Below are 16,313 nucleotides of genomic sequence, written 5' to 3'. Positions count from 1 at the left end.
GACTAACGATCTTCATAGCTTTTTTCAACCGGATCGATAGTGTGCAGCGCAAGAAGCGTGCGCGAGCGCGTCACGCAGTCGCACGCGCCTTGCCGGCGCCGGGGAATTCGAGCGTGACTTCGAGGCCCGCTTCCGGGTTGCGGTTGCGCAGGCGCAGCGCGCCGCGATAGCGGCCGACGAGGCGCAGCACGATCGCCATCCCGAGGCCCGTGCCGTCCGCCTTGGTGCGCGCGGTGTCGACGCGGTAGAACGGCCGCATCACGAGCGGCAGCTGATCCTCGGGGATGCCGGGGCCTTCGTCGCTCACCGACAGTTCGACGCGCGCGTGCGACACGCGTGTCTCGAGCGTGATGCGCGACACGCCGTCCTGCTTGCTCTGGCCATACTTGCGCGCGTTCTCGACGAGGTTGCCGATCACGCGGCGCATGTCGGTCTCGTCGGCTTCGATCACCGCGCTCGGCGCGAGCCGCGTGCGGATCTCGACGCCATCCTCGCCCGACACGCGGGCGGCGACTTCCTGCGCGATCGACGACAGGTCGACGGGCTCCGGCTTGCGTTGCGACGGGCGTGCGTAGTCGATGAAGGCCGCGATGATGCGGTCCATCTGCTCGATGTCGTCGACCATCGCATCCTTGGTCGCCTGGTCGGACGGGCTCATCTCGGTTTCGAGCCGCAGCCGCGCGAGCGGGGTGCGCAGGTCGTGCGAGATGCCCGCGAGCATCAGCGCGCGGTCGGCCTCGAGCTGCTCGAGGTCGCGCACCATCTGGTTGAAGCTGCGATTGGTCTCGGCCGCGACGCCCATCCCGCGCTCGGGCAGCAGCTCGGGTGTCTGGCCCGAGCCGATCTGCCGCGCGGCCAGCGCGAGTCGCGAGAACGGCCGGTTCACCAGGCTGGTGATGAACGCGGAGCCGAACAGCGACAACGCGAGCGCGAACAGCCCCCAGCCGGCCCACTGCAGGCCCGTGACGTTGTCGAGCTGGTCGCGGTCGAGCGCGACCCAGTAATCGTCGTCGTCGATCTTGAAGCTGATCCACACGCCGGGAATGTCGTTGACCGACTGCGCGATCACGGTATCGTCGCCGAGGCGGCTGCGGATGTCGTGTTCGATCAGGCGGTTCAGCGATTCGTCGGGCTGCAGCTTGAACTTGTCGGTCTTCTCGCGCGGGTAAACGCGCACGCCCTCGTTGCTCTCGAGATCCTGCAGCAGCGCGCGCCGCAAATCGGGATCGGAATAGAGCAGGGCGGTGCGCGTGAGCTTCACGACCGCGACGAGCTGGAGAGCCACGCGCTGCGCACGCGGCTCGCGCTCGATCACGCGAAAGCTCTGGAACCACGCGGCGAGACTGACCGAGATCAGCAGCGCGATCAGCAGGAAGGTGCGCCAGAACAGCCCGCCGAACGCGAGCTGAAGGAGGCGCCGGTCGATACGCATGGGACGGGCCGTGGGCGGGCGAAACCGGAAAGGAAAAAGATCAGGCGGCGCCGTCCGGGATGAACACGTAGCCGAGGCCCCAGACGGTCTGGATGAAACGCGGGCTGCCCGGATCCGGTTCGATCAGCTTGCGCAGGCGCGAGATCTGCACGTCGAGGCTGCGGTCGAACACTTCGTATTCACGGCCGCGCGCGAGCTCCATCAGCTTCTCGCGCGACAGCGGCTGGCGCGGGTGACGCGCGAACACCTTCAGCACCGAGAACTCGCCGGTGGTGAGCGGAATTTCCTGGCCGGACTTCGTCAGCGTGCGCGTCGCGAGGTTCAGCGAGAACTCGCCGAACTCGAACACCTCGGTGGTTTCCGACGGCGCGCCCGGCAGTTCGGCCGGCGCCTGGCGGCGCAGCACCGCATGAATGCGCGCAACGAGTTCGCGCGGGTTGAACGGCTTCGGCAGGTAATCGTCGGCGCCCATCTCGAGGCCGACGATGCGATCCACATCCTCGCCCTTCGCGGTGAGCATGATGATCGGCGTGCGGTCGTTGCTGCCGCGCAGGCGGCGGCAGATCGACAGGCCGTCTTCGCCCGGAAGCATCAGGTCGAGCACGAGCAGGTCGAAACGCTCGCGTACCCAGAGCTTGTTCATTGCGGTCGCGTTTTCCGCGACGTAGACATTGAAACCCTGCTCGCCGAGATAGCGGCGCAGCAGATCGCGCAGGCGCGGGTCGTCGTCGACGACGAGAATCTTGGAGGGGTTTTTCGTTTCCATGATCGGCATCTTATCGCGAATGGGAATTGGCGCACGGCCGTGTATTTTCGGGCGTTACAGTCGGTTACAAAATTTACCCGTAGTGTCGCGCCGAGTAAAGGCAGGCTATAGAGATTCCTTTACTCGAAGCCGAAATTCGGTAGATACTCCCCTGCACTCCATCATTCATCTTTGCACACCCGAATTCCGCAGGGTTTTTCAAGTACCAGAGGTAGCCGGTTGCCGCGTGACGAAGGGAACAAATCGACCAAAGAAGCGAGGACGGTCATGCGATCTGCCCGGATTGCACTGATGCTGACGATCGCGCTTGCCGGTCCGTATGCGTCGAACTTCGCGTATGCGCAGCGCCCCGAGCAGGGCGCATCGTCGCGCAAGCTGCCGCGCGGCAAAGCGCCGCAGTCCGATCGCACCGCCGAGATGACGGTCCGTTCCGCCGTGCCTCCCGATCTCGAACAGCGCCGCCGCGACGGGCACATGACGCCCGAGGAACGCCACCTTTTGCGCCAGCACATCGAAGACGCCGTTCGCGAGCTGTACAAGCGCTGACACGCCGTCTTTCGCCCTCCGCGAAATACTTCGCGTGGAAAAGATTCGTAGCAATTTTTCCGTCAACTTTCGCCTGTCGATTGCCGTTGTACCGGCATCCGCACCGCCGGTGCGCTCCGGGAGTCCATGACGATGAAAGCGAACGCTGCCGCACCGGCGCCGTCGCCCGCCATGCAGTCGCCGCTCGACGCCGACGATGCATTGTTTTTCCTGAGTCGCACCGGTTTTTCTCCCGCGCCCGCCGACGTTGCGCGCGTCGTCGGCATGACGCGCGCGCAGGTCGTGGCCGACACGCTCGGCAACGTTCGCCGCGACCCCGTTACGACCTGGCCCGACTGGATCGCCGAGTTGCCGCCGACGCGCGCGCAGCGCCAGGCGCTGACGCCCGACATGCGGCGCGACGAGCAGCGCGAGCGCAACGTTCGGTACGATGCGCTGCGCGCGGCGTGGGTCAACGAGATGATCGTCACGCCGTCGCCGCTCACCGAGCGCATGACGCTGTTCTGGCACGGGCATTTCACGTCGGGGCAGGACAAGGTGCCGTACCCGCAGACGATGGCGGCGCAGAACGCGCTGTTTCGCCGCGAGGCGCTCGGCAACTTCGGCGTGCTGCTGCATGCGGTCGCGAAGGATCCGGCGATGCTGCAGTACCTCGATGGCGCGAGCAATCGCAAGGGGCGTCCGAACGAGAATTTCGCGCGCGAGGTGATGGAGCTGTTCACGCTCGGCGAAGGGCATTACACGCAATACGACGTGACCGAAGCCGCGCGTGCGATGACGGGCTGGACGGTCGATCCCGATACGTATCGCTTCGAGGTGCGGCAGGATTGGCACGACGCCGGCGACAAGACGATCCTCGGCGAAACGGGGCCGTTCGATGGCGACGGCTTTCTCGACATCCTGCTGAAGCGGCCCGGCACCGCACGTTTCATCGCCGCCAAGCTGTGGCGCGAGTTCGTGTCGGATACGCCCGATCCGGGCGCGCTCGATGCGGTGGCCGAGCGGTTTCGCTCGAGCGGCTACGACATTCGCACGGCGCTCGCCGCGCTGTGGTCGACCGACGCCTTCTGGGATCCTCGCAACCGCGGCGTGCTCGTCAAGTCGCCGGCGGAATTCGTCGTCGGATCGGTGCGGTTGTTCGACGTGTCATACGGCGATCCACAGATGCTGGCGAACACCGTGCGCACGCTCGGGCAGAACCTGTTCTATCCGCCGAACGTGAAGGGCTGGCCGGGCGGCGCGCTGTGGATCAACAGCACCACGCTGCTCGCGCGCAAGCAGTTCGTCGAGCAACTGTTCCGCGCGACGGAGACGGCCGGCATGCACCCGCCGGCGCATGCGATGGCGCCGCCGACGAATGCCCGTGCGCACGCGATGCCGGTAGTCGAGACGGCATCCGCAGCCGGCATGCACGGAACGCCTGCCAAGCCCGCGCGCGCCGGCCTGCGATTCGACCTCGAACGCTGGCTTGCGCAATATCGCGCGCGGCCGCAGGCGATCGCCGGTTTGTCGACCGAGCTTCAGCTGCAACATGCGGTGCTGCAGTTGTCGCCGGTCGCGGCGATCGACACGGATTCGACCGGCAGTGCGTATCTCGAGGCGCTGCTGATGGATCCGGCCTACCAACTGAAATGATTCGAACGACGATGAAGCGGGGAGCCGGTGCGGCAAAGGTGCCGGGCGGCGAACCAAAGGATGCGCGATGAACCGACGTGATTTTCTGACGCTGACGGGCGCCGCGGCCGCGGCCGGCGTGTCGATGTGGCAGGCCCCTGCGATGGCGGCTTCCGTGGCGCAGACGAGGCGCCCATCGGCGGCCGGGTACGCGAACGTGCTGATCCTCGTCGAGCTGAAGGGCGGCAACGACGGCCTCAACACGGTGGTGCCATATGCGGACCCGCTGTATTACCAGTTCCGCCGCGGCATCGGCATCAAGCGCGAGCAGGTGCTGCAACTCGACGCGCACACGGGGCTGCATCCGTCGCTTGCGCCGTTGATGTCGCTATGGCGCGACGGGCAGGTCGCGGTCGTACAGGGCGTCGGCTATCCGCAGCCGAACCTGTCGCATTTCCGCTCGATCGAGATCTGGGATACCGCGTCGCGCTCGGATCAATATCTGCACGAAGGCTGGCTGACGCGCACGTTCGCGCAGGCGCCCGTGCCGCCCGGTTTCGCGGCCGACGGCGTCGTGCTCGGCAGCGCCGAGATGGGGCCGCTCTCGAACGGTGCGCGTGCGATCGCGCTCGTCAATCCCGCGCAGTTCATTCGTGCGGCCCGGCTTGCCGAGCCTTCGTCGCTGCGCGAACAGAACCCCGCGCTCGCACACATCATCGACGTCGAGAACGACATCGTGAAGGCGGCCGACCGGCTGCGTCCGCGCGGCGGGATGCGTGAATTCCGGACGGCCTTTCCGGCCGGCGCGTTCGGCACGTCGGTCAAGACCGCGATGCAGGTGCTGGCCGCGTGCGAAGCGTCCGGGCCGGGTGCGCAGGATGGTGTCGCGGTGCTGCGCCTGACGCTCAACGGCTTCGATACGCACCAGAACCAGCCGGGGCAGCAGGCTGCGCTGCTCAAGCAGTTCGCGGAAGGGATGAGCGCGATGCGCGGCGCGTTGATCGAGCTCGGGCGCTGGAACCAGACGCTCGTGATGACGTATGCGGAATTCGGCCGGCGCGTGCGCGAGAACCAGAGCAACGGCACCGATCACGGCACGGCCGCGCCGCATTTCGTGATGGGCGGCCGCGTGGCTGGCGGGCTATACGGTGCGCCGCCGGCGCTCGGGCGGCTCGACGGCAACGGCAACCTGCCGGTCGCGGTCGATTTCCGCCAGCTCTACGCGACCGTGCTCGGGCCGTGGTGGGGGCTCGACGCGACCCGCGTGCTGCAGCAGCGCTTCGATACGCTGCCGTTGTTGAAGGCGTGAGGCGCGAGGGTCAACGCCGGCGTGCAGCGCGCCACGCGATCCACAGCTTGCGGATCGGCGTCAGCGCGATGCGCTGGTGCAGTACCTGGTAGCCGTCGCGCTCGATTTCATCGAGCAGTGAGCCGGTCAGTGCGATCTGCGCGCGCAGCGTGCGCTGCGCGCGGCGTTCGGATGCGGGGATCGCTGCTTCGGCGGCCACGAGCGCTTCGCGCGCGCGGGCTGTCTGGAATTGCAGCAATTCGGTGAAGGCCGGGCTGTAGCGGCGGTTCAGCAGATCGGCCGCGGTGACGTTGTAGCGCTGCAGTTCGTCGATCGGCAGGTAGATGCGGCCGTGGCGCGCATCGTTGCCGAGGTCCTGCACGAATTGCGCGAGCATCAGCGCGCGGCCGGCGTCCGCGGCCCACGGTTGCGGGTCGGCCGGGTTCGCGGCGCTGGCGCGCGCGACCAGCGACGCGAAGACGCCGCCGACTTGCGCGATATAGCGCTGCAGGTTCGCAAAATCGAGGTAGCGCGCCTGTTCGAGATCCATCCCGTAACCGTTGACGAGCGTGCGCAATGCATCGGCCTCGGCGGCGATCGCCGGATGATGCTGCGCAAGCGCCTTCGTGACCGGGTGCGACGGCTGCCCGTCGACCAGCGCCGCGAGTTCCTTGTGCCACCACGCGAGCTTCGTGTGTCCGATGGTCGGGTCGCTGGTTTCCTTGACGGTTTCCTCGAGTTCGCGGCGCAGCGCGAACAGGGCGGTCAGGCGCGGTTGCGTGGCGAGCGGCGCCTGGCGCAGCGCGTAGTAGACGCTGGAGCCCGCGGGGGCGGCCTTTTGCTGACAGTAGTCGTCGAAGTTCATGGGCGGAATCGTGTGGGGAGGCGGGTTCGGGGGACGCGCGGCGGCGCGGTGCCGAAACGTCGAGCGCGGCATTCTAGCATCGCTGCACGACGGGTGCCGGCAAGGGCGAGACAAGCCCGCACGGATCGGGTAGAATCTCGCGCTCGCCTGATCGGGCGTGCCGGATACAAGACGGCGCGATGTCCGGCACGCGTGGCAACGCATCTTTCGTGCCGCGTGATCAGGCAACAGAAATGCGCGTGAGTGGCGAAATTGGTAGACGCACCAGGTTTAGGTCCTGACGCCCGCAAGGGTGTGCCGGTTCGAGTCCGGCCTCACGCACCACAGTTCAGTAACGCACCCGTCGCGGCTACCCCTAAGAGCGATTGCAAGGTGGTCGATCCAGGCACGGTTGTTTTTTGTCGATAGCCGGCAACGTGCCGGCTACCCTCTGCCCCCTGCACGAACCCGGCCTGTTCGCTGATTCGCCGGACGTGCAACCGCAAATATTCATCCCGGTTTGATCACGCTACGCGAATACGCTGCCCCTGTTCGTGGACGGGGCTGGGTTTAGCCGCTTGGCGCGATGCACGTCGCGTATGCATTCGATGTGCGAGATCATTGATACGACATCGTGAACGAGAGTTGCCCATTTACCGATCCCGGCTGCATCGCATCCGACGTGCGCAGATATCTCGCGACTAGCGGAATGCTGAAGCTGTTTCCGGATGCCTGGCCGGCGCTCCACTGATTCGGGTTGCCGGCGGTTGCGGCGTCGGGGCCGAAATTGACCGGGGCCGAGTTACGGAGGACTTGGTAGCCGATCCCCTGTGCGGTCGATGATTTGGTCAGGGACACGATATTCGATCTATTTCCCGGATTCGAGACATCCGTCAGGGTCACGTAAACACCCAGGCCGGGCGAGCACGAATTCAGATCGATGGAGAATTTCGTGTCTCCTGCCGTTGCTCCGACTTTGTTCAACTCCTTGGCCATTACCTGTGGCATCGGGACGTTGATCGATGAGTCCGAGACCTTGCATGTCTGGCCTTTCACGGACAGGATGCCATTGACCCGCAGGACGTAACTTGTTCTGGCCCCGCCCTGTGTGACTCGCCAGGTCATGGTGGGAAGGGTGCTTCCGTCGGCCGTTCCGGATTGAATGGGGCCGGTCACGACAAGCGTGACGCCGGCGTTGAAGACCCTTGCGATTAGGGCGTCCGGACTGGCCGACATACTGAATGGGGCGAGCTGGGTGTTGCTGAAGCCGGGAACCGCAGCACGGAACTGAATACCGATTCCCGGTATGCCGGTTTCGTATACGTTTGTATAGCCGGGCACGAGTTTCCCGTTGCTGATTTCGGCTGTTGTTTGTGCTGACATTACCGAAGTGCAGTACGTGAAAATCGTATCCCACCCGTGAGCGTACGCCGTATCCGTACTTCCGACGGCCTTGTCGCGCGGTATCAACCGCTCGCTCACGTTTAGGGCCGGAGAGAGAGGGCTGGGAAGGCGGTTGTTGGATGGGTCTACGAAGTAGCAGTCTGCCCACGAATAACTTGAAGCAAGGATCGTTATGGCTAATAGCGTGACTTTGATGGGTGAGATCATATTCATTTTGTGAAGGGCGAGCTATTGCATGATTCTTTTAACCAGGATATTGGTTGGTAATAATTTATATTTAAATTTCACCGTTTATTATAGATAAACTCCGACTCCTATTGTTTGGGACAAGTACGAAAAATTATTCGTTTTTTGTGTCTATGCGCAGTCGGCGGGGGGGGCGCCATGCATCAGACGTTTGACAGTTACGACGATGAATGGGTATTCGCCTCAAGGGCGATCCATGCTCGATTGAGTGAATGCCGGTCGATTGATATGTTGAATTCAACGGCGGTTCATCAAGATCGGACGCGTGTAATATTGACCACTTCCATGCAAGAAGCACATTCCACGAGGCCACCGATGAAGAGCGCCACCCGCATGCCGATTCCCGTTCTGGCGCTGATGTTGGCTGCGCCGGTATTGGCGTCGACGCCTGCCGACAACATCGCCTGGAGCGCCAGGCCGGTGCAGTTGGCCGGGCCGTCGTCGGCGTGCTCGGCTTACTCGGGGCGGGTGATGTCGGGCGGTGAGCCGCTGTCGACCGAAACCGTGCTGAAAGCGGTCGGCACGTCGCTGGCCGGCTCCGCGCTAGGCCTCGCCATTGGCGGATATCAGGGCGCAGCCCCCAATCCGTGTGCCCGCCCGGGTCTGTGATCGGCTCGCGGGCGAACCGCACGGATCGCCGCTTCACCTGACCAGTTCGACAACAAGCGCCGCGCGTCGCCCGACCGCGGCGCTTCGTCGTTTCAGGCGCGCTTAGTCCCAGAAACTCCGAATCGCTACCGCCACGATCACCGGTACCGAAAACACCAGCGGAATCGCGAAATACTGCGCTTCGCGATCGACGATCCAGCTATGGATCACCCACGCCGCACCGATTGCGAACGTAATGAGGCCGGCCAGCACGGCGATGAGATTCTGGATTCGCTTCGAAGGCTGGCGGCGCGCCGGGGTGGCATCGGCGTTCTTGTCATCGTGCGGGGACGATTTCATCGGGAAAGGGCGGCTTCGGGCCTGCTCGAACGGACATAGGAGCAGGAGACCGCATTTGGGCGGATCGCGCAAGGGCCGGCGTGCTCGGCGGGATCGGCGGCGAGCCGTGGCGTCGTGCAGCCGCGCGCGCAAGCCGGGGCGCCGGGCGGCTAGTGCGGCAATGGTTGTATCCGCAACCATTGGGCGTTATGCTCGGCAGCTCCAATAAGACGGAATGCCATCATGAACGACACGAATTCAGGGTCGGTGCGTGCGGCGGTGGTCGGTGTCGGCGCGATCGGCGGATTGCTCGCGGCTGCGCTGTCGCGGGCCGGCATGACCGTGAGCGCCTACGCGCGCGGTGCGACGCTCGATGCGCTGAACGCGCACGGCGTGCGCGTGGTCGACGAGGCGGGCGCCGTATCGTCGGTCCAGGTGCGTGCGAGCGACGACGCGGCCGTGCTCGGTGTGCAGGACTACGTGGTGATCGCGCTGAAGGCGCAGGCGCTGCCGGCGCTGGCCACGCGCATCGCGCCGCTGGTCGGGCCCGACACGGTGATCGTCGCCGCGATGAACGGGCTGCCGTGGTGGTTCACGCACGGGCTCGCGGGCCCGATCGACGGCGTGCCGCTCGACGCGGTCGACCCGGCCGGCGCGGTGTCGGCGGCGCTGCCGCCCGCGCAGGCGATCGGCTGCGTCGTGCACCTGTCGTCGAGCACCGATGCGCCGGGTATCGTGCGCCGCGGCCGCGGCAACCGGCTGATCATTGGCTCGCCTGATACGCGGCTCGACGCGCCGGCCGCACGGTTCGCGTCGGCGCTTGCCGCGGGCGGCTTCGACGTCGAATTGACGCCGGTGATCCGCACCGAGATCTGGGCGAAGCTGTGGGGCAACATGAACATGAATCCGTTGAGCGCGCTGACGGGTTCGACCGCCGAGCAACTGCTCGACGATCCGTTCACGCAGGACCTCGCATTGCGGATGATGGAGGAGGCGGCCGCGATCGGTGCGAAGCTGGGTCTCGCAACGGGGATGAGCGGGCCGGAGCGGATCGCCGTGACGCGCAGGCTCGGCGCGTTCAAGACGTCGATGCTGCAGGATTTCGAGGCCGGACGACCGCTCGAGATCGGTCCGATCCTCGGCGTGTTTCCGGAGCTGGGACGCAAGCTCGACGTGCCGACGCCGTATTGCGACGCGGTGCTGGGGCTGCTGCGTCAGCGCGCGGCGAACAGCGGGCTATAGCGGACGGGGATCGCGGCGGCGATAGCCCGTGAGCCGTGATGATGAACGATGAGCCGACGTTCGGTGCGTGTGCGGGAGCGGGAACGGGAAGCCGGGCCGCCACCGATGCGCTCACGCGACTCGACGGCCCGCGGATTCATAGGAACAAAGCAACGAGTGTCGATGCGCGCCGCGACGGACTCCGGCGGCCGCCACCGCGATTCCGGCGCATGCCGGCACGGGCGCCACTCCGTTGAAACGCGGACGTGGCACGGGTTGCATCCGCCGTGCGACTCACTCGTCCCGTTCGATCGCGTGCGCGACAATCTTGTCGAGCAGCCGCTCGAACGTCTGACGTTCGCCGTCGGACAGGCACGCGAGCAGGCCGTCGTTCCACTTGCGCACGATCGGCATGATCTTGCGATGCAGCGCGCGGCCGTCGGCGGTCAGCGCGATCAGCACGATCCGGCCGTCCTCCTCGCTTGCACTGCGTGCGAGCAGCCCCTGGCGCAGCAGCGCCTCGGCCGCCCGGCTCGCCTGGCTCTTGTCGAGGTTGGTGTGGCGCGCGAGATCCATGATCGAGAACGGGCCGAAGGCGCCGACGGCGGCGATCACGCGCGCCTCGGGCAGCGAGATGTCGAGCTTGTGCCGGTACACCTCGCCGATCCCGCGGTCGGAGCGCTTCGTGAGCGCGTGGAGGCGATAGGTCAGAAACTGATCGAGCCCGGCTTGACGGCCTTTCATGTCGAATCCTGAAGAAAAAGGGCGGGCCCGATTGTTCCTGTATCGCGCGCTCGGGTCAACGGTCAGTGTGCGCCGTATTTCAGGCGCGTCAATTGCTCCGCTTCGTTCGCGAGCAGATTGGCCGCGTCGCGGATCGCGACGTCGAGCGTGATCGGCCCGGGAGCCGGCGAGAAGCAGCCGGAAAAATGTTCGGACAGGCGCGGCAGCGCGGCCGGGTCGACCGCGCCGGACAGCAGCGACGCGGGCACGCCCGCGGCCTGTGCGTGGCGGCACGCGATGAACGGCGCCTTGCCGTGCAGCGTCTGCACGTCGGAGCGGCCTTCGCCGGTGATCAGCCAGTCGGCGCCGGCGAGCGCCGCGTCGAGGCCGACTTGCCGCGCGACTACTTCGGCGCCCGCTTCGAACTGCGCGCCGAGCATATGCAGCGCGAAACCGAGGCCACCCGCGGCACCGGCGCCCGGCAGGTCGCGGCCACGGCGGTCGAGCGCGGCTTCGAGCAGGTCGGCGAAGCGGGCAAGGGCGGCGTCGAGGGTCGCAACTTGCTCGGGCGTTACGCCTTTTTGCGGGCCGAACACGGCGGTCGCGCCGTGCGCGCCCGTCAGCGGGTTGTCGACGTCCGACATGCCGATGAATTCGGTTTCCGTCAGGCGCGGGTCGAGCCCCGACGCGTCGATGCGCGCGATGTCGGCGAGCCGCGACGGCACCGGTTCGACCGGCTGGCCGCCTGCGTCGAAGCACTGCATGCCGAGGCCGGCGAGCAGCCCGGCGCCCGCATCGTTGGTGCTGCTGCCGCCGAGCGCGACGAAAAAGCGGCGCACGCCTTCGTCGAGCAGCGTGCGGATCGCCTCGCCCATTCCGCGCGTGCTGCGCGCGTCGACCGGCACGCTCATGCCGACCGGATCCGTGATGCCGACGATCTCGGCCGTCTCGACGATCGCGGTGCGCGCATCGATCACGCCGACCGCCGCGTCGCGTGCCGCGAGCGACGCGCCGGCCACCCGCAGCGCGCGCCGCGTACCGCCGCCCGCCAGCATCGCGTCGAGCGTGCCTTCGCCGCCATCGGCCATCGGGCAGCAGCGCACGACCGCATCGGGCCGGGCGCGGCGGATGCCGGTGGCGATCGCATCCGCGACCTGCTCGGCTGAAAGCGAGCCTTTGAACGAATCGGGCGCGATGACGACGACAGGCGCGGACGGGTGTTGCGGCATGGTGTCTCCGGAAGGCGTGATTGGTGTGAGGAATGAATGGGGCCGCGACGGCGGCATACCTTCAATCGGAGCTTACAGGATGGCGGGCCCGTGGTGGATACGGCGTTCGGCATAGCGGCGATCCGCGCGCATTGCCGTGCAGAGGGCTGCCGATGCGGGGCAGACGCACGCGCGTCGCGCCGATCTGGCGGTGTGATGAAAATTGTTTGCTAGAATAGTCGATTCTTCCGGCCAAAGCCGTGCTCCGAGCCGCTTGCGCTAGCCATCCGGCGCGTGCAGGGATGGCGTGGCGCTCCGGCGCGGCGAGTGGATGTGGCACACATCACGCCGCAGGCAGGCACGGCAAGGAAAACCCGATTCGCTCGAATAATTTTAGGACGATTGAAGCCATGGCTAACGTTGTTGAGAACCTCGGCAAGCTTGAACGCCGCGTGACGATTTCCCTGCCGAAAGACACCGTGCAGAAGGAAATCGACGCCCGTATCCAGAAACTCGCGAAGACCGTGCGCATGCCGGGTTTCCGCCCGGGCAAGGTGCCGGTGAAGATGGTCGCGCAACAGTACGCGGGTCAGGTCGAAGCAGAAGTGCTGAGCGACAAGATCGGCCAGGAATTCTTCACGATCAGCCGCGCGGAAAACCTGCGCGTCGCTGGTCAGCCGAGCTTCGAGCCGAAGCAGGAGCAGGCTGAAGGTGCATACGCGTTCGACGCAACGTTCGAGGTCTACCCGGAAGTGAAGATCGGCGATCTGGCGACGGCTGAAGTCGAGCGCTCGACGACGTCGATCGGCGACGCCGAAATCGACCGCACGCTGGACATCCTGCGCAAGCAACGCGTGCACTACCACGCACGCGGCGAAGCCGGCGAGCACGGCGACGGCGGCGCGGACACCGCAGCCAAGGACGGCGACCGCGTGACGGTCGACTTCGTCGGCAAGATCGACGACGTCGCGTTCCAGGGTGGCACGGCCGAAGATTTCCCGTTCGTGCTCGGCGAAGGCCGCATGCTGCCGGAATTCGAAAAGGCTGCACTGGGCCTGAAGGCCGGTGAATCGCGAACGTTCGACCTGGCGTTCCCGGAGGATTACCACGGCAAGGACGTCGCGGGTAAGACGGCGCAATTCACGGTCACGATGAAGAAGATCGAGTGGCCGCACCTGCCGGAAATCGACGCGGAATTCGCGAAGTCGCTCGGCATCGAAGACGGCGACCTCACGAAGATGCGCGCCGAGATCAAGGAAAACCTCGAGCGCGAAGCGAAGCGTCGCACGCAGTCGATCGTCAAGAACCAGGTGATGGACGCGCTGCTGAAGATCTCCGAACTCGACGTGCCGAAGGCGCTGATCGAGCAGGACCAGCAACGCCTCGTCGAAATGGCTCGCCAGGACCTGGCGCAGCGCGGCGTGCCGAACGCGAAGGACGCACCGATCCCGGCCGAGATGTTCACCGAGCAGGCAGAACGCCGCGTGAAGCTGGGCCTCGTGCTGGCCGAGCTCGTGAAGTCGAACGGCCTCGAGGCGAAGCCGGAACAGATCCGCGCGGAAGTCGACGAGTTCGCGAAGAGCTACGAAGACCCGAAGGAAGTGGTCCGCTGGTATTATTCCAACCAGCAGCGCCTCGCCGAGATGGAAGCGTTCGTCGTTGAAAGCAACGTCGTCGATTTCGTGCTGGGCAAGGCAAAGGTGACGGACAAGGAAGTGAGCTTCGAGGCACTCGCGAGCGCATCGGCGCAAGCGTAAGTGTTGCTCTAGCGGCGTGCCGGCTGTCGGAGCGACGGCCCGCACGCCGTTTTTACGTCAAGCGCACGGTTGCCATTAATATGGCGATTGAGCGGGCGGCTTCCTTCCGTTCAATTTTCCATTCGAACAAGGTTCATTGAATGATCACTCGCGCTGAATTGCTGGACATGCTTGCTTCGAACGCGCCGCAGGGTTTCGAGGCGCAAGCGCTGGGGCTGGTGCCGATCGTCGTCGAAACGAGCGGCCGCGGCGAGCGTTCGTACGATATCTACTCGCGTCTCCTGAAGGAGCGCCTGGTGTTCATGGTCGGCGAAGTGAACGACCAGACCGCCAACCTCGTGGTCGCGCAGCTGCTGTTCCTCGAGAGCGAGAATCCCGACAAGGACATCAGCCTGTACATCAACAGCCCGGGCGGGTCGGTGTCGGCCGGCATGGCGATCTACGACACGATGCAGTTCATCAAGCCGGACGTGTCGACGCTGTGCATGGGTCTCGCGGCCAGCATGGGTGCGTTCCTGCTCGCGTCGGGTGCGAAGGGCAAGCGTTTCGCGCTGCCGAACTCGCGCGTGATGATTCACCAGCCGCTCGGCGGCGCACGCGGCCAGGCATCCGACATCGAGATCCAGGCACGCGAAATCCTCTACCTGAAGGAGCGGCTGAACCAGTTGCTCGCGCAGCACACGGGCCAGGACGTCGAGCGCATCGCGCGCGACACCGACCGTGATAACTTCATGTCGAGCGAGGACGCGAAGGCGTACGGGCTGATCGATCAGGTGCTGTTGAAGCGCCCGTGAGCTTAAACGGGGTGCCGCCCCGATTCGGGCGGCGCCCTCAAACGTCCCGAGTGCCCTGAGCATCTGCGGCAAGCGCATCCAGCCGGCTCCGGTCGCGCCCTAGGCGCGGCGTCCGGAGCAATCGGCGTATCATGTCATTTACCTGTCCGGAGGCTCTACATTCATGGCGGACAAAAAAGGTTCGAACAGCGAGAAGCTGTTGTATTGCTCGTTTTGCGGGAAAAGCCAGCATGAGGTGAAAAAACTCATCGCGGGCCCGTCGGTGTTCATTTGCGATGAATGTATCGACCTCTGCAACGAAATCATTCGCGACGAGGCGGCTGCCGCCGGCGTCGAGGCCAGCCTGTCCCGGTCGGATCTCCCGAGCCCGCAGGAAATTCGCGACATCCTCGATCAGTACGTGATCGGCCAGGAGCGCGCGAAGAAAATCCTCGCGGTGGCCGTGTACAACCACTACAAGCGCCTGAAGCATCTCGACAAGAAGGACGACGTCGAGCTGTCGAAGAGCAACATCCTGCTGATCGGCCCGACGGGCTCCGGCAAGACGCTGCTCGCGCAGACGCTCGCGCGGTTGCTCAACGTGCCGTTCGTGATCGCCGATGCGACGACGCTGACCGAAGCCGGCTACGTCGGCGAGGACGTCGAGAACATCATCCAGAAGCTGTTGCAGAACTGCAACTACGAGGTCGACAAGGCTCAGCGCGGGATCGTCTACATCGACGAAATCGACAAGATCAGCCGCAAGTCGGACAACCCGTCGATCACGCGCGACGTGTCGGGCGAGGGCGTCCAGCAGGCGCTGCTGAAGCTCGTCGAGGGCACGATGGCGTCGGTGCCGCCGCAGGGCGGTCGCAAGCACCCGAACCAGGATTTCATCCAGGTCGACACGACCAACATCCTGTTCATTTGCGGCGGTGCATTCGACGGCCTCGAAAAGGTGATCACCGACCGTACCGAGAAAACCGGTATCGGCTTCGGCGCGACGGTCAAGAGCAAGCAGGAACGCGACGCGGGCGAAGTGCTGCGCGAGACGGAGCCGGAAGACCTGATCAAATTCGGTCTGATCCCCGAATTGATCGGCCGCCTGCCGGTGGTCGCGACGCTCGGCAAGCTCGATGAAGCCGCGCTGATGAAGATCCTGGTCGAGCCGAAGAACGCGCTCGTCAAGCAGTATCACAAGCTGTTCGCGATGGAACGCGTCGAGCTGGAGATCCGGCCGGGCGCACTGCAGGCAGTCGCCCGCAAGGCGATCCGCCGCAAGACCGGCGCGCGCGGTTTGCGTTCGATCATCGAACAAGCGTTGCTCGACGTGATGTACGAGCTGCCGACGATGAAAGGGGTCAGCAAGGTCATCATCGACGAGAACGTCATCGATGGCGACGGCAAGCCCTTGCTGATCTACGAGGACACGCCGAAGGTGGCGGGTTCGAACTGACCGGCTTGCCGACGATGTTCTGCGAAAAAGGCCGTTCATGAGACCGTGGGCGGCTTTTTTTCGTTTATCTTGTGGGTAACTCTGACTCGACACGCGGTGGTTACTTTC

15 protein-coding genes and 1 tRNA gene are annotated in these 16,313 nt (G+C 65.3%); 9 read left to right on the top strand and 7 right to left on the bottom strand.

The features are described from left to right. Window positions 1-70: 70 nt before the first annotated feature. Together F3J15_RS05875 and ompR are read right to left on the bottom strand one after the other, a co-directional pair. Window positions 71-1,432 (bottom strand): ATP-binding protein, encoded by a 1,362-nt coding sequence (locus tag F3J15_RS05875; RefSeq protein ID WP_069248226.1) that lies wholly within the window; start codon window positions 1,430-1,432, stop codon window positions 71-73. Between the two features lie 40 nt (window positions 1,433-1,472). Then, window positions 1,473-2,198 carry a two-component system response regulator OmpR gene (gene ompR, locus F3J15_RS05870; RefSeq protein ID WP_004199523.1) on the bottom strand — a complete coding sequence of 242 codons (726 nt, stop codon included), beginning with the start codon at window positions 2,196-2,198 and terminating at the stop codon, window positions 1,473-1,475. Window positions 2,199-2,465: 267 nt separating this feature from the next. On the opposite strand from ompR, the gene F3J15_RS05865 reads away from it, so the two are divergent. The 3 genes from F3J15_RS05865 (at window position 2,466) to F3J15_RS05855 (ending at window position 5,667) form a co-directional block, all read left to right on the top strand. After that, window positions 2,466-2,744, top strand: a complete 279-nt coding sequence (locus F3J15_RS05865) for a hypothetical protein (RefSeq protein ID WP_011352385.1) — start codon at window positions 2,466-2,468, stop codon at window positions 2,742-2,744. Between the two features lie 132 nt (window positions 2,745-2,876). Continuing rightward, entirely contained in the window at window positions 2,877-4,379 is a 1,503-nt protein-coding gene (locus F3J15_RS05860; RefSeq protein ID WP_166888659.1) for a DUF1800 domain-containing protein, read from the top strand. Window positions 4,380-4,446: 67 nt separating this feature from the next. After that, complete coding sequence (locus F3J15_RS05855) at window positions 4,447-5,667, top strand: DUF1501 domain-containing protein (protein ID WP_166888656.1); 1,221 nt, start codon at window positions 4,447-4,449, stop codon at window positions 5,665-5,667. A 10-nt stretch (window positions 5,668-5,677) separates the two neighbouring features. Here the strand turns inward: F3J15_RS05855 and hpnD are convergent, their stop codons facing one another. After that, window positions 5,678-6,511 (bottom strand): presqualene diphosphate synthase HpnD, encoded by an 834-nt coding sequence (hpnD, locus tag F3J15_RS05850; protein WP_166888653.1) that lies wholly within the window; start codon window positions 6,509-6,511, stop codon window positions 5,678-5,680. Window positions 6,512-6,748: 237 nt separating this feature from the next. Between hpnD and F3J15_RS05845 the strand changes: the two genes are divergently transcribed. Then, window positions 6,749-6,835, top strand: a tRNA-Leu gene (locus F3J15_RS05845). Between the two features lie 273 nt (window positions 6,836-7,108). On the opposite strand, the gene F3J15_RS05840 is transcribed toward F3J15_RS05845, so the two are convergent. Further along, window positions 7,109-7,873 carry a fimbrial protein gene (locus F3J15_RS05840; RefSeq protein ID WP_166888650.1) on the bottom strand — a complete coding sequence of 255 codons (765 nt, stop codon included), beginning with the start codon at window positions 7,871-7,873 and terminating at the stop codon, window positions 7,109-7,111. Window positions 7,874-8,455: 582 nt separating this feature from the next. Between F3J15_RS05840 and F3J15_RS05835 the strand changes: the two genes are divergently transcribed. Then, window positions 8,456-8,749 carry a hypothetical protein gene (locus F3J15_RS05835; RefSeq protein ID WP_166888647.1) on the top strand — a complete coding sequence of 98 codons (294 nt, stop codon included), beginning with the start codon at window positions 8,456-8,458 and terminating at the stop codon, window positions 8,747-8,749. Window positions 8,750-8,851: 102 nt separating this feature from the next. Here F3J15_RS05835 and F3J15_RS05830 read toward each other — a convergent pair whose 3' ends face one another. Then, window positions 8,852-9,088, bottom strand: a complete 237-nt coding sequence (locus F3J15_RS05830; protein ID WP_089445820.1) for a hypothetical protein — start codon at window positions 9,086-9,088, stop codon at window positions 8,852-8,854. A gap of 222 nt (window positions 9,089-9,310) precedes the next feature. On the opposite strand from F3J15_RS05830, the gene F3J15_RS05825 reads away from it, so the two are divergent. Next, the gene (locus F3J15_RS05825) at window positions 9,311-10,309 is read left to right on the top strand and encodes a 2-dehydropantoate 2-reductase (protein ID WP_166888644.1); all 999 of its coding nucleotides are present in this window, start codon (window positions 9,311-9,313) and stop codon (window positions 10,307-10,309) included. 273 nt (window positions 10,310-10,582) lie between these two features. Here F3J15_RS05825 and F3J15_RS05820 read toward each other — a convergent pair whose 3' ends face one another. Continuing rightward, window positions 10,583-11,032 carry a MarR family transcriptional regulator gene (locus tag F3J15_RS05820; RefSeq protein ID WP_166888641.1) on the bottom strand — a complete coding sequence of 150 codons (450 nt, stop codon included), beginning with the start codon at window positions 11,030-11,032 and terminating at the stop codon, window positions 10,583-10,585. A 62-nt stretch (window positions 11,033-11,094) separates the two neighbouring features. Beyond that, window positions 11,095-12,240: a glycerate kinase gene (locus tag F3J15_RS05815; RefSeq protein WP_166888638.1), complete on the bottom strand. Its 1,146-nt coding sequence runs from the start codon at window positions 12,238-12,240 to the stop codon at window positions 11,095-11,097. A 389-nt stretch (window positions 12,241-12,629) separates the two neighbouring features. On the opposite strand from F3J15_RS05815, the gene tig reads away from it, so the two are divergent. From tig to clpX, 3 genes are all read left to right on the top strand, one after another. Continuing rightward, the gene (gene tig / locus F3J15_RS05810) at window positions 12,630-13,976 is read left to right on the top strand and encodes a trigger factor (protein WP_089445816.1); all 1,347 of its coding nucleotides are present in this window, start codon (window positions 12,630-12,632) and stop codon (window positions 13,974-13,976) included. A gap of 140 nt (window positions 13,977-14,116) precedes the next feature. Then, the gene (gene clpP, locus F3J15_RS05805) at window positions 14,117-14,770 is read left to right on the top strand and encodes an ATP-dependent Clp endopeptidase proteolytic subunit ClpP (RefSeq protein WP_010092137.1); all 654 of its coding nucleotides are present in this window, start codon (window positions 14,117-14,119) and stop codon (window positions 14,768-14,770) included. A gap of 163 nt (window positions 14,771-14,933) precedes the next feature. After that, window positions 14,934-16,205 (top strand): ATP-dependent Clp protease ATP-binding subunit ClpX, encoded by a 1,272-nt coding sequence (clpX, locus tag F3J15_RS05800; protein WP_006489345.1) that lies wholly within the window; start codon window positions 14,934-14,936, stop codon window positions 16,203-16,205. The last annotated feature ends 108 nt before the right edge of the window (window positions 16,206-16,313 follow it).

The organism is Burkholderia sp. Ap-955, assembly GCF_011753045.1.
Classification (GTDB): Bacteria; Pseudomonadota; Gammaproteobacteria; order Burkholderiales; family Burkholderiaceae; genus Burkholderia; species Burkholderia lata_D.
The sequence above is the reverse complement of the archived record's forward strand: the minus strand, read 5'-3'. Positions and strand labels throughout refer to the sequence as shown.